At 70.9% G+C, this 13,058-nt stretch carries 13 protein-coding genes; 7 read left to right on the forward strand and 6 right to left on the reverse strand.

Going from position 1 to position 13,058, the window contains the following annotated elements; translation table 11 throughout:
- Window positions 1-133 precede the first annotated feature (133 nt).
- Window positions 134-508 (forward strand): F0F1 ATP synthase subunit epsilon, encoded by a 375-nt coding sequence (locus ABT004_RS33505; protein WP_351344571.1) that lies wholly within the window; start codon window positions 134-136, stop codon window positions 506-508.
- 133 nt (window positions 509-641) lie between these two features.
- Window positions 642-1,097, forward strand: a complete 456-nt coding sequence (locus ABT004_RS33510) for a DUF2550 domain-containing protein (protein ID WP_351344573.1) — start codon at window positions 642-644, stop codon at window positions 1,095-1,097.
- A 245-nt stretch (window positions 1,098-1,342) separates the two neighbouring features.
- Here ABT004_RS33510 and ABT004_RS33515 read toward each other — a convergent pair whose 3' ends face one another.
- From ABT004_RS33515 to ABT004_RS33525, 3 genes are all read right to left on the reverse strand, one after another.
- Window positions 1,343-3,202, reverse strand: a complete 1,860-nt coding sequence (locus tag ABT004_RS33515; protein ID WP_351344576.1) for a glycosyl hydrolase family 18 protein — start codon at window positions 3,200-3,202, stop codon at window positions 1,343-1,345.
- 136 nt (window positions 3,203-3,338) lie between these two features.
- A complete protein-coding gene (locus tag ABT004_RS33520; protein WP_351344601.1) occupies window positions 3,339-3,980 on the reverse strand; it encodes a response regulator in 642 nt (213 codons plus the stop codon).
- Window positions 3,981-3,994: 14 nt separating this feature from the next.
- Window positions 3,995-5,173 carry a sensor histidine kinase gene (locus ABT004_RS33525; RefSeq protein WP_351344579.1) on the reverse strand — a complete coding sequence of 393 codons (1,179 nt, stop codon included), beginning with the start codon at window positions 5,171-5,173 and terminating at the stop codon, window positions 3,995-3,997.
- Between the two features lie 170 nt (window positions 5,174-5,343).
- Between ABT004_RS33525 and ABT004_RS33530 the strand changes: the two genes are divergently transcribed.
- Window positions 5,344-5,895, forward strand: coding sequence for a hypothetical protein (locus ABT004_RS33530; RefSeq protein WP_351344582.1), 552 nt, complete (start codon window positions 5,344-5,346; stop codon window positions 5,893-5,895).
- A 12-nt stretch (window positions 5,896-5,907) separates the two neighbouring features.
- Here ABT004_RS33530 and ABT004_RS33535 read toward each other — a convergent pair whose 3' ends face one another.
- The 3 genes from ABT004_RS33535 to ABT004_RS33545 are packed head-to-tail and all read right to left on the reverse strand — an operon-like array spanning window position 5,908 to window position 8,037.
- Entirely contained in the window at window positions 5,908-6,480 is a 573-nt protein-coding gene (locus tag ABT004_RS33535; RefSeq protein ID WP_351344585.1) for a cob(I)yrinic acid a,c-diamide adenosyltransferase, read from the reverse strand.
- A 13-nt stretch (window positions 6,481-6,493) separates the two neighbouring features.
- Complete coding sequence (locus ABT004_RS33540; protein WP_351344604.1) at window positions 6,494-7,249, reverse strand: ABC transporter permease; 756 nt, start codon at window positions 7,247-7,249, stop codon at window positions 6,494-6,496.
- Window positions 7,250-7,254: 5 nt separating this feature from the next.
- The gene (locus tag ABT004_RS33545; RefSeq protein ID WP_351344588.1) at window positions 7,255-8,037 is read right to left on the reverse strand and encodes an ABC transporter ATP-binding protein; all 783 of its coding nucleotides are present in this window, start codon (window positions 8,035-8,037) and stop codon (window positions 7,255-7,257) included.
- A gap of 82 nt (window positions 8,038-8,119) precedes the next feature.
- Here ABT004_RS33545 and ABT004_RS33550 point away from each other — a divergent pair, with 82 nt between their 5' ends.
- From ABT004_RS33550 to ABT004_RS33565, 4 genes are all read left to right on the forward strand, one after another.
- Window positions 8,120-8,758, forward strand: a complete 639-nt coding sequence (locus tag ABT004_RS33550; protein WP_351344591.1) for a TetR/AcrR family transcriptional regulator — start codon at window positions 8,120-8,122, stop codon at window positions 8,756-8,758.
- A gap of 170 nt (window positions 8,759-8,928) precedes the next feature.
- Entirely contained in the window at window positions 8,929-9,780 is an 852-nt protein-coding gene (locus ABT004_RS33555; RefSeq protein ID WP_351344594.1) for a 3-hydroxyacyl-CoA dehydrogenase family protein, read from the forward strand.
- A gap of 203 nt (window positions 9,781-9,983) precedes the next feature.
- Window positions 9,984-10,307, forward strand: a complete 324-nt coding sequence (locus ABT004_RS33560) for an STAS domain-containing protein (protein WP_326016603.1) — start codon at window positions 9,984-9,986, stop codon at window positions 10,305-10,307.
- Window positions 10,308-10,469: 162 nt separating this feature from the next.
- The gene (locus ABT004_RS33565; RefSeq protein ID WP_351344598.1) at window positions 10,470-12,923 is read left to right on the forward strand and encodes an ATP-binding protein; all 2,454 of its coding nucleotides are present in this window, start codon (window positions 10,470-10,472) and stop codon (window positions 12,921-12,923) included.
- Window positions 12,924-13,058 lie beyond the last annotated feature (135 nt).

The raw sequence follows: 13,058 nt of genomic DNA on the forward strand, positions 1-13,058 counted from the left end.
TCGCGGGTGGGGAGTGTGGGTGCGCATCTTGATTTCCCGGGGCCGCGGCGAGATCGCGTGAGTCCCCGCCCACTAGACTTTGAACCGACACCCGGCAGCGGATGCCGCCGGGTGGTGACCCGAGGAGCCCACCTTGGCTGCTGAGCTGCATGTCGAGCTCGTCGCCGCGGACCGTAGTGTCTGGTCCGGCGAGGCCACCCTGGTCGTCGCGCGTACCACGTCCGGCGACATCGGCGTCATGCCCGGTCACCAGCCGCTGCTCGGTGTGCTGGAGTCGGGCCCCGTGACGATCCGTACGACGGACGGGGGGACGATCGTGGCGGCTGTCCACGGCGGTTTCGTCTCGTTCGCCGACAACAAGCTGTCTCTGCTGGCCGAGATCGCCGAGCTTTCGGACGAGATCGACGCCCAGCGGGCGGAGCGGGCGCTGGAGCGCGCGAAGTCGGACGCCGACGCGTCCGCCGAGCGTCGCGCCGACGTGCGACTCCGTACGGTGGCGGCGCGCTGAATCCAGCGAGCCACATGATGTACCTCAGCCGCGGCCCGGGCCGGAGATAATCTCCGGACCAGGTCGCGGCTGAAGCGATCTACAACTGTTTTGCTGTTTCGTTATCGGTCGAGAAGCGAGGAGGTCGGTGCAGATGGTCCTCGTTCTCGTGCTGTGCGTAGTCGCGATCGTCGTACTCGTGGTGGTGGGGCTTGTCGCCTTCGGAGTGCGGCGGCGGCTCATCCAGCGGTCCGGCGGTACGTTCGACTGCTCGTTGCGGTGGGATGCGCCGGCGCCCGGTGCGGTGGATGTCTCCGGTAAAGGGTGGGGCTACGGGATCGCCCGCTACAACGGGGACCGGATCGAGTGGTTCCGGGTCTTCTCGTATGCGCCTCGTCCGAAGCGGGTGCTGGAGCGGGCGGCGATCGAGGTCACCGGGCGTCGCGCTCCGGACGGCGAGGAGGAGCTCGCGCTCCTTTCCGACGCGATCGTCCTTGCGTGTACGCACCGCGGGACGCGCCTGGAACTGGCCATGAGCGAGGACGCGCTCACCGGTTTCCTCGCATGGCTTGAGGCAGCCCCTCCCGGCCAACGCGTCAACGTGGCGTAACCCCCCGGGGGCTCCGCCCCGGACCCGGCGCCTCAAACGCCGGCGGGGCTCCAAAGATGTCCTCAATCGCCGGACAGGCTCCAAAATGGAGCCCGGAAAATACCCAGCCCGCCCGGCGTTTGAGGGCAGTCTTTTGAGCCCGCCCGGCGTTTGAGGGCTTTCGGGAAGGGGCGGGGCGGGGAGATGCATGGAGAAGCCGGGCCGACGGGGGGGGCGTTCCCGTGGGCCCGGCTTCCGTCAGGGGGTTACTTCAGGCCGGAGTCGATGGCTGTGACCAGTTCACCGTTGGACGTGTCGCCTGAGAATTCCCAGAAGAACGCGCCGCCCAGGCCCTGGGATTTGGCCCAGCTCATCTTCGACCCGATCGTCGCCGGCGTGTCGTAGGACCACCAGTCCGAGCCACAGTGGGCGTAGGCCGTCCCGGCCACCGTGCCGTTCGAGGGGCACTTCGTCTTGAGGACCTTGTAGTCCTCGATGCCCTGCTCGTACGTCCCGGCGGCGGGCCCCGTCGCGGTGCCCCCCGGCTCCTTCTGCGTGACACCCGTCCAGCCACGCCCGTAGAACCCGATCCCGAGCAGCAGCTTCGCCGCCGGCACCCCCTGCGCCCTCAACTTGGCCATCGCCTCGGCGGAGTTGAACCCCTGCTGCGGGATCCCGGAGTACGACGTGAGCGGGGAGTGCGGGGCCGTCGGCCCCTTGGCGTCCCACGCGCCGAAGAAGTCGTACGTCATGACGTTGTACCAGTCGAGGGACTGGGCCGCGCCCGCGTAGTCGTTCTTCTCGATCTTGCCGCCGGAGGACGCGTCGGCCGTGATCGCCGCCGTGACCAGGTTCTGCGAACCGAACTTCGAACGCAGCGCCGTCGACAGCTTCTTCAGCGCGTCCTGCCCGGACGTGTCACAGCTCAGGCCGCACGCGTTCGGGTACTCCCAGTCGATGTCGATGCCGTCGAAGACATCGGCCCAGCGCGGGTCCTCGACCAGCTTGTAGCAGGAGTCGGCGAACGCGGCCGGGTCCTTCGCGGCGTCACCGAAGCCACCGGACCAGGTCCAGCCGCCGAAGGACCAGATCACCTTGAGGTTCGGGTGCTTGGCCTTCAGCTGGCGCAGCTGGTTGAAGGCGCCGCGCAGCGGCTGGTCCCAGGTGTCGGCCTGCCCGGAGACGGAGTTGGCGGCCGTGTACGCCATGTCGGTGTCGGCGTAGGAGTCGCCCATGGTGCACTTGCCGCCCTGGACGTTGCCGAAGGCGTAGTTGATGTGCGTGACCTTCGCGGCCGAGCCGGAGGTCTCCAGGTTCTTCGGGTAGTACTGGCGGCCGTATACGCCCCAGTCGGTGAAGTAGCCGAGCTTCACCTTGCCGCCGGTGCCCGGGTCGGGGTCCGTGCCGCCGCCCGTGGTGTGCACCTTCACGGAGCCGGAGACCGGGCCCGTCTGGTCGGCGGTGTCGCGGGCCTGCACCGTGTACGAGTAGTCGGTGCCGGCCTTGAGCCCCGTGTCGGTGTACGAAGTGCCGGTCACCGTCGCGACCTTGGAGCCGTCGCGCAGGACGTCGTAGTTCTTGACGCCCTTGTCGTCGGTGGCGGCCGACCAGGTCAGTTTCGCCGAGGTGTCGGTGACGCCGGAGGCGGTCGGGGTGCCGGGCGCGGTGGGTGCCTTGTCGTCCGGCACGTCGCCGCCGTCGCAGGAGGCACCGTTGAGCTTGCAGCCCGTGGGGGCGCCGGAGCCGGAGCCGTTGAACCCGAAGGAGACGGAGGCGCCGGGCGCGAGGGAGCCGTTCCAGGAGAGGTTCTTGGCGGTCCAGTGGTCGGCCGAGTTGGTGACGGTCGCGTCCCAGGCGGAGGTGACCTTCGTACCGGAGGGGAAGTCCCACTCGACGGCCCATGAACTCACGCTCGTGGTACCGGAGTTCTTGATGGTCCACTTGCCCTCGAAGCCGCTGCCCCAGTCCTGGGTCTTGGCGTACGTGGCGGTGACGGCGGTGGCCGCGGCGGCGGCGTGGGACGGGGTGGCCAGGCCGACGAGGGCGGCGGCGGGGAGGACGAGAGCGGCGAGGACGGCGGTGGATCTGTGCCGAAGTCGCTGTCTGGGGACATGGGTTGAGCGCATCGGTGCTCCTCGGGTGGTCCGGGGTTCGTTAGGGGGTGGAACCCTGCGACGCCCATGAGCACCGGAGTGGGGGGTGTGCTCACCGCAGTGCCGCGAGAATAGAAAGGTCTGGACCATCGGTCAAGGTCTAAACCAATCACGGCTTTCGGCCAACTTCCTGTGCCAGCACGGCCGCCTGCACCCTGCTGCGGAGGTTCAACTTGCCCAGCAGGCGGCTCACATGGGTCTTCACCGTGGCCTCGGCCATGTCGAGCCGCACCGCGATCTCCGCGTTGGACCGCCCCTCGCCCAGGCAGTCGAGCACCTCGCGCTCCCGCCGCGTCAGGGTCTCCAGCTCCGGGGGAGCGGTGGTGCGGCCGGGCCCCGCGGCGAACTCGGCGATGAGCCGGCGCGTGACGGCCGCCGCGATCATCCCCTCGCCGCGCGCCACCGTCCGCACGCCCTCGAGCAGGTCCTTCGCGTCCGTGTTCTTGAGCAGAAACCCGGACGCGCCCGCGCGCAGCGCCCCGAAGACGTACGCGTCGAGGTCGAAGGTGGTCAGCACGAGCACGTCCGCCAGCCCCTCGGCGACCACCGCGCGGGTGGCCGAAACGCCGTCGAGCCGCGGCATCTGTACGTCCATCAGGACCAGGTCGGGCCGCAGTTCGCGGGCGAGTTCCACCGCCCGCTCGCCGTCCTCGGCCTCGCCGACGACCTCGATGTCGGGCGCGCTGTTCAGGATGAGCACGAGCCCGGCCCGTACGGCGGACTGGTCCTCGGCGACGAGCACGCGGATCACGGGCGTCACGGGGGTCACGCGGGGTCTCCTCCTTCGGTGTGCAGCGGCAGGGCGGCGAGCACTCGCCACTCACCCGCGTCGCCGTCGGGTCCCGCGTCGAACGTGCCGCCGAGCAGCGCCGCCCGCTCCCGCATCCCGACGAGCCCGGCTCCGGAGCCCGGCGCGCGCGGCCCGTCCCGGTCCCCATACGGGGAGTCGACCCGCACCTCGACGCGCGTGTCGGAGCGGTCGACGGCCACCGTGACCGGGCCGGGCGCCGCGTGCTTGAGCGCGTTCGTGAGGGATTCCTGGACGATGCGGTAGGCGGCGAGTTCGACCGGCGCGGGCAGTCCGGTGACGGCGCCGGACACGGTCAGCCGGGCGTCGAGGCCGTTCGTGCGGGCCTGCTCGACGAGGGCGCCGAGGCCCGCCAGGGTGGGCGCGGCGACCGGCTCGGCGTCTTCGCCCGCGTCCCGCAGGATGCCGATGAGGCGGCGCATCTCGGCGAGGCCGTCGACGCTGTTCTCGCGGATCGTCTTGAGCGCCGTACGCGTGGTGTCCTCGTCGTCGAGGGAGAGCGCGGCCGTGGAGTGGATCGCGATCGCCGAGAGGTGGTTCGCCACCATGTCGTGCAGCTCGCGGGCCATCCGGGCACGCTCCGCGGTCACCGCCTGCGTCCGGTCGAGCTCGGCGAGCAGCGCGGTCTGTTCGGCCCGCAGCCGCTCCGCCTGCGCGGCCTCGCGGTGGCCGCGGACCAGCATGCCGGTGGCCGCGGGTGCGAACGACACGAGCCCGGTCACGACGCCGATCAGGACCGCCTCGGGCCGCCGCCACCACGCCACGAAACTCAGCGTGACGGCGACCGTGAGCAGGCCGGTGACCACCGGGAGGCGGCGCGCGGCGGCCGGCGTGCCGTACAGCGCGCCCGCGTACATCAGGTCGGTGAACATCAGCACCGTGGCCAGATTGCCGTCGGTGAACTGGTCGGCGATCACGGCGACCGTGCCGACGATCACCGCGAGGCGAGGCCGGGTGCGGCGCAGCGGTTCCAGGGCCGCCATGACGACGAGGGGGACGAGCGCCCACGTCTCGCCGAGGGGCCGGCCCCCGTTCATCGGAAGGCCGATGCCCCACAGCGCGAGCCCGCCGAGCAGTCCGCCGACGGCGATGCGCACGTCGTCGCGGTGCGGACGGAGCGGAGCGGCGGCTTGCATGCCTCCATCCAACACGGCCGGAGCGGTCCTGCCATGGTGCGGCGGGACGAGCCACGCCCTCGCGGCACTACATCGAAGGATGCAGTCCCACTTCGTCATGTACGACGACGATCACGCGCCGCCCGGCAGGGAGGCTTGAAGCGGGGAAGGGGAAACGAGAGGAGCCCACCGTGATCGTCACGCTGATCGTCATCTGCGAGGTCGCCTTCTGGGTGCTCCTCGCCGCAGGACTCGCCCTGCGCTACTGGGCGAAGATGCCGCGCGCGAGCGTCGCGGTGCTGCTGTGCGAGCCGCTCCTGGAGGTCGTGCTGCTCGTCGTCACGGCCATCGACCTCAAGAACGGCGCCGAACCGGACTGGAAGCACGGCCTCGCCGCGGTCTACATCGGCTACTCCGTCGCCCTCGGCCACTACACGATCCAGTGGGCCGACGTCCGCGTCGCCCACCGCTTCGCGGGCGGCCCGCCTCCGTCGACGCCCAAGTACGGGGTGCCGCGCGCGATCCACGAGTGGAAGCTGGCGGTCCGCTGGATCCTCGCCGCGGCCATCGCGATGGGCCTCTTGCAGGCCGCGATCTGGTACGTGGGCACCGACGGGGCCACCGATTCGCTCGGTCAGTGGCAGGAACGCATGCTCTTCCTGATCGCGCTCAACGTGATCATCGCGCTGAGCTACACGGTCTTCCCGAAGAAGGCCCCGGCGGTGACGACGAACAAGGGCTAGAGCCCTACGGCCTCAACGCTCGCCGCCCGGCACCCACAGCACGTCCCCGACCTCCTTGTTCGCGATCCGCGCCAAGATGAACAGCAGGTCGGAGAGGCGGTTGAGGTAGGTCGCCGTGAGCGGGTTCATCGTCTCGCCGTGGACCTCCATCGCGGCCCACGTCGACCGCTCCGCGCGCCGTACGACCGTGCACGCCTGGTGCAGGAGCGCGGCGCCCGCGGTGCCGCCCGGCAGGATGAAGGAGCGGAGCTTCTCCAGTTGCTCGTTGAAGTGGTCGCAGTCCGCCTCCAGCTTGTCGATGTAGAACTGCTCGACGCGCAGCGGCGGGAACTCGGGCTCGGCGACGACCGGGGTGGAGAGATCGGCCCCGACGTCGAAGAGGTCGTTCTGAACGCGCACGAGCACCTTCACGACCTCCTCTTCAAGGCCGCCGAGCGCGACGGCCGTGCCGATCACGGCGTTCGCCTCGTTGGCGTCCGCGTACGCCGAGATCCGCAGATCGGTCTTGGCGGTGCGGCTCATGTCGCCGAGGGCGGTGCTGCCCTTGTCTCCGGTACGGGTGTAGATGCGCGTCAGATTGACCATGCGACCAGCGTAGTTACGCCGAGGCCCGGCGGAAGCCGCGTGTGCCCACCGTCACGGCGAGCCCCGCGAAGACGAGCGCGACCAGCACCCCGTAGAGCATGTTCGCCGTCGCGTACTGGCCGACGTACGCGTCCCGCACCGCGTCCACCAGGTAGCGGATCGGCATGATGTGCGAGAGCACGTCCAGCCACCCCGGCGCGAGCGCCATCGGCAGCATCAGGCCCGACAGCAGCATCGACGGCATGGTGACCGCGTTGATGACGGGCCCGAACTCCTGCGGCGTACGCGCCTTGAAGGCGAGCGCGTACGACAGGGAGGCCAGCGAGACCGTAAGGAGCGCCACGAAGGCGAAGCCGATCAGGATGCCCGCGAGCGGCGCGCGCAGGCCCATGGCCAGCGCGGCGAGCACGAGCAGCACCGCCTGGAAGAGGAACAGCGCGGTGTCCCGCAGGACGCGCCCGAGCAGCAGCGCGACCCGGCTGACGGGCGTCACGCGCATCCGCTCCACCACCCCGTAGCTCTTCTCGACGATGATGCCGAAACCGCAGAACGCGGCTCCGAACAGGCCGAGTTGGAGCAGCAGCCCCGGCACCAGGATCTGCCAGGAACTGCCGTGGGAACCGATCGGCAGTTCCGTGAGCAGCGGCCCGAAGAACACCAGGTACAGCAGCGGCATCAGGATGCCGAACAGCATCTGGAACCGGGAGGAGAGGGTCTGGCGGGCGTACCGCCCGAAGATCAGGGCGGTGTCGGACAGCAGGGTCTTCATCGCGCTCACACCGCCACGGGGGTCGTGTCCACGGGCGAGGGGCCGCGCCCGGTGATGGCCAGGAAGGTGTCCTGGAGGGAGGCGTCGATCGATCCGCCGTGCGCCAGCTTCAGCGCGCTCGGCGTGCCGTCGGCCGCCACAACTCCCTTGTCCACCACGACGATCCGGTCCGCGAGCGCATCCGCCTCGTCGAGGTAGTGCGTGGTCAGGAACACCGTCGTGCCGTACGTGTCGCGCAGCCGCCGCACCAGGTCCCACAGGTCGGCGCGGCTGCCGGGGTCGAGCCCTGTCGTCGGCTCGTCGAGGAAGAGCACCGTCGGCCGGTGCGCGAGCCCCATCGCGATGTCAAGGCGGCGCCGCTGACCGCCGGAGAGCGCGGCGGTCTTGCGCTCCATGAGGTCGGTGAGGCCGAGATCCGCCGCCAACTCCTCGGCCCGCGCGGCTGCTTGAGGCTTCGTCAGGCGGTACAGGCGGCCCTGCGTGACCAGCTCCTCGCGTACGGAGACGTTCGGATCGACACCCCCGGACTGGGCGACGTACCCGACCGCGCGTCGCACCCCCGCCGGATCGCCCGCCAGGTCGCACCCCGCGACGGTGGCCGCGCCACCGGTCGGCGCGAGCAGCGTCGTGAGCATCCGCAGGGTGGTGGTCTTGCCGGCGCCGTTCGGGCCGAGGAAGCCGAGGATCTCGCCGGGTTCGACGCGCAGGTCGATGCCGCGGACGGCCTCGACGGGGCCGCGTTTGGTGGTGAAGGTCCGGGCGAGCCCGGACGTGCTGATGACTGCCATGCGGCCAAGAAAAACAGAGTCGATGAAATTTTGCAACGCCCCCAAAATTTCAGCGAGGCCAGCAAACCCGTAGAATCGGCCCATGACAGAAGGGCTCAGGGAGCGGAAGAAGCGGCAGACCAGGCAGTACATCTCGGACGTGGCGACCGGGCTGTTCCTGGAGCGCGGCTTCGACGCGGTGACCGTCGCGGAGATCGCGGACGCCGCGAACGTCTCCGTGAACACCGTCTACAACTACTTCCCGGCGAAGGAGGACCTGTTCCTCGACCGGTCCGCCGGGGTCGTCGACCGGATGTCCCGCTGGGTGCGTGGGCGCGGGCCGGGGGAGTCCGCCGCCGCGGCCGTGTTGCGGGAGCTGCGCGAGGAGGTGGAGTCGGTCTCGCCGCGTGTCGGCCTGATGGACGGCTACAGCGCGTTCATGCGCGTGGTGCACGCCGCCCCCGCCCTGCGCTCCCGCCTGTGGGCCATCCAGCAGGAGGTCCACGACAACCTGGTGGAGACGCTGCGGGAGGAGACCGGCGCCGACGCGGACGACGCGCTGCCGGACCTGATTGCGGGTCAGATCGGCTGGGTCCACCAGACCGTCATGGCGCACATCGGGCGCCGGATGGTCGAGGGCGGCACCCCCGCCGAAGTCTCCCGCGAGATGCTCGACGAGCTCGACGAGATCGAGGAACTTCTGAGCGGCAAGGTGCTCAACTACGCCGTCCGTGACGCCTGATGGGCACGGATGATCGATCACTGATCAGTGTCAGTGTGATGTCCGTCATTCGAGACGTGACGCGCATCTCTTAGCGGTCACACGGCCGCTCACGGGCGCTAGTGTCCGCCGGAGAGCAACGTAAACAGTGGTTTGAACGGTCGCGCGGGACACGCGGTTAGGGGACGTACGTGGCAGGGAAGCTCGCCGTCATCGGAGCCGGCCTCATGGGGTCGGGCATCGCGCAGGTCTCCGCCCAGGCGGGCTGGGACGTCGTACTGCGCGACGTCACCGACGAAGCGCTCGCGCGCGGCACCGATGGCATCAAGGCCTCGTACGAGAAGTTCGTGGGCAAGGGGAAACTCGACGCCGCCGACGCCGAGGCCGCCCTCGGCCGCATCACCGCGACCACCGACCTGGACGCGGCGGGCGACGCGGACGTCGTCGTCGAGGCCGTCTTCGAGAAGCTCGAGGTCAAGCACGAGATCTTCCGCGCGCTCGACAAGATCGTGCGGGACGACACGGTGCTCGCCTCGAACACCTCGGCCATCCCGATCACCAAGATCGCGGCGGTCACCGCACACCCGGAGCGCGTCGTCGGCGCGCACTTCTTCTCGCCGGTGCCGATGATGCAGCTGTGCGAACTCGTGCGCGGCTACAAGACGAGCGACGAAACACTCGCCACCGCGCGGGAGTTCGCCGAATCCGTCGGCAAGACCTGCATCGTGGTGAACCGGGACGTCGCCGGGTTCGTGACGACCCGTCTCATCTCCGCCCTCGTCGTCGAGGCCGCGAAGCTGTACGAGTCGGGGGTCGCCACCGCCGAGGACATCGACGTCGCCTGCAAGCTGGGCTTCGGTCACGCGATGGGGCCGCTCGCCACCGCCGACCTGACGGGCGTCGACATCCTGCTGCACGCGACCGAGAACATCTACACCGAGTCGCAGGACGAGAAGTTCGCGCCACCGGAGCTGATGCGCCGGATGGTGGACGCCGGTGACATCGGCCGTAAGAGCGGGCAGGGCTTCTACAAGCACGCTTGACCATGCAGCTGATGCCATGTCACCCGTCGGGGTGAATTCGGTATCGGTTCGCTTACAGACGGCAACTTTCGGCCCCCACGGCCCGTCAGTTGCAGTGACATACCCAGATCACCCGGATCACATGAACAGCTGAGTACCGGCTCAGAAGCAGTCGCGTACTCCGACCACGCCGAGCACTTCTGTATTTCCCACGGGGAGCGCATATGTACATCAGGGGCGACCACGTCGAGCTGGTCGTCGGGGGCCGCCTCGACGTCCGCAGCGCGGCGGACGCCCGTACGGTCCTGCACACCGCCGTCGATGACGGAATCGGCGATCTGGTGCTCGACCTGTCCGAACTCGACTCCTGGGACGCGACGGGCCTCGGCGTCATCATGGGCGCCCACCGCCGCGCGGGCCGCTGCGGACGCCGGCTCGTGCTGCGCCGCGTGCCGCCCCAGATGCAGCGCCTGCTCGTCGCCACCAGACTGCACCGGATCCTGGCCATCGAAGGTGGCATCGGCGTCGAATCCCTGCCGCGCGTCTGAAACCAGTCATTCCGGCGGGAACCGCCGACAATCCTCACGAGACTGTGACGTCTCGGGCGGCGCGGTACCTCCCGGTTTCGTAGATACTGAACGGAGCGACAGCGCGGTGCGCACAGGCCGGGAGGGGCAAGCGGCGCACCACGCTATTGGGGGGCATTGACGATGGACCCGATGAACCGGGGACCGGAAGATTCCAGCCAGGAACGGCACGACGGGACAGGGGACGGCGAGGCGCGACAACGCCAGCCGCGCGACCCCCTGACACCTGACTACGGCCAGGCGTCACCCGCGCTCGCCCGCACCGTGCAACTGGTCTCGGGCGACCACCTGCTGACCGTCAATCCCGTGGACGGCAGCGAGATCGAGTCCTGCCCGCCCGGCGAGCGCCCGGGCCGGCCCACCAGGTACGACGCCGGTGAGCGTGCGGCGCTCGCCCGCGCCGCCCGGCCACCGCTGCCGCCAGGACCCGCACAGCCGCAACTGCCGCTCCTGGAGCGCCAGGAGGAGCGGGAGCGGCTGGTGCGACTCCTCGCGCGCGGCCGCTCCGTACGGCTCACAGGGCCCGCGGGAGCCGGACGCACGGCGCTGCTCGACCAGATCGCCGAGGACTGCGCCGACATCGCGCCCGACGGAGTCGTCCGCCTCTGCGGCCACCGGCGCTCCGTCGAGGATCTGCTGTACGGGCTGTTCGGCGCGGTCCACAAGGCGCCGCAGCACCGCCCCGACCGCGCACTGCTGCTCGAACTCGTCCACGAGATCGGCGCCGTCGTCGTCCTCGACGACCTGGAATTCGGCGGCGCCGCGCTCGACGAACTCCTCGAAGCGACGCCCGAGTGCGCCTTCCTGCTGTCCGCGACGCCCGACGTGCCGGCTCCGTCGGCCGACTCGCACGTCGAGGAGGTCTTCCTCGCGGGGCTCGGCCGCGGCGGTGGACAGGAACTCCTGGAGCGGGCCGTCGGCCGGGTGCTCACCGACGAGGAGGCGCAGTGGGCCGCCGACCTCTGGTTCGAGTCCGAGGGCCTGCCGCTCCGGTTCGTCCAGGCGGGCGCCCTGCTGAGGCAGCGCGACCAACTCCGCACCGACCCCGAGGCCTTCGACGCGTTCGGATACTACGAGGGTCCCGACGCGGCCCCCGTCGACGCGCCCTTCGACGCCGCCGACGGGCACGACGTGCCGCTGCCCGCGCTCGCCGAGGCCGCGGCGCCCGCCGCGCTGCTCGCGTCCCGGCTCGGCGCGTCCGCGCGCGCCACGCTGGAGTTCGCGGTCGCGCTCGGCGGCGAGATCCCGCACCAGGCGCACCTGCCGGCGCTCGTCGGTGACACGCACGCCGACGCGGCCCTCGCCGAACTCGTCTCCTGCGCGCTCGTCACGCCCGTCGGCGGCCGCTACCGCCTCGCGGCCGGAGTGCGCCCGCAGTTGGAGGCCGCGGGCTACGGCTCCGACGTCGCCGGACGCGGGCGCACCGCCGCCCACCACTACGCCTGGTGGGCCGCGCACCCGTCCGTGGGGCCCGAGCGGGTGGCGGCGGAGACCGACGCGGTGCTGGCCGCGCTCGCCGCTACGGCGACCCTTGAAGCGTGCGTGAAGCTGGCCCGCGCGGCCGCGCCCGCCTTCGCCGCGGGGCTCGTCTGGAGCGCGTGGGAGCGCGCCCTCAGGGCGGGCCTCGAAGCCGCGCGCTCCACGGGGCAGGTGGGCGAAGAGGCGTACTTCCACCACGAGTTGGGCATCCTCGCGCTCCTCGGCGGGCAGCTCGACCGGGCCCGCGTCGAGCTGGAGGCCTCCATCGCGCTGCGCGGCGCCGTCGCCGACAAGCGCGGCACGATCGCCGGGCGCAGGGCCCTCGCCCTGGTCGCCGACCGCTCGGGCGGCGCGCTGCCCGGTGGACGTACGGCGGCGGGGGAGGAGGTCCCGGACGCGATGTCCGAGGAGTCGGCCTCGCCGCCCGGCGGCGTCCCCGCGTACGCGCGGTCCGAGGCGCCGGTCGAGCCCGACACCCTGGTGGCCCGGCCGGCCGGCGTGCCGCCCGCACCGCCCGCCCCGACCGTTCTCGGAGCCAAGGCGCCCTCGCGCAAATCGGTGGCCGGCGGCGCCCGGCGCAACATGGTGGCGGCGGGCGCGGGTGCGCTGCTCGCGGCGGTGCTCGGCACGGTCGTCACGCTCGGCGCGACATCGGGCAACGACGACCCGCCGTCGGACAAGGTCGACACGAAACCGTCGGCGACGGCGGGGGAGAACGGTGGGGACCTCGGGGCCGACGAGGCGGGTGACGGCGGCAGGACGAGCGCGGCGCCGACCGACCCCGGCAAGGACGGAGTCCTCGGCACGGCCGACGACCCGACGCCTTCGAGCGCGCCGAGCGACGGGCCCTCCGGCTCGCCGAGCGGCTCCAAGACCCCGGACGACCCGACGAAGTCGCCGACCAAGTCGCCCACGAAGTCCCCGAGCAAGCCCCCGACCAAGACCCCGACGAAGCCACCCACGACGCCGCCGACGACGCCCCCGACATCGAGCCCGCCGCCGGCCACGACAACGCCTCCGGAGACGACAACGCCCCCGACGACGCCGGACACCTCGGACACGGCAAGCGGCCCACTCACCACAACACCGACCGCTTGAGGCGCGGGGGTCCTTCTCCCCGCCCCGCCCCTTCCCGAAAGTCCTGCCGGACGGGCATGCTCAATCGCCGGCGGGGGGGGGGGAGAAAACCCCCCCGCCGCGTGGTGGGGACTTTATTATAAGAAATTGAAACGA

Origin of the sequence: Streptomyces sp. NPDC002790 (genome assembly GCF_040295505.1) — a bacterium.
Taxonomy (GTDB): Bacteria; Actinomycetota; Actinomycetes; order Streptomycetales; family Streptomycetaceae; genus Streptomyces.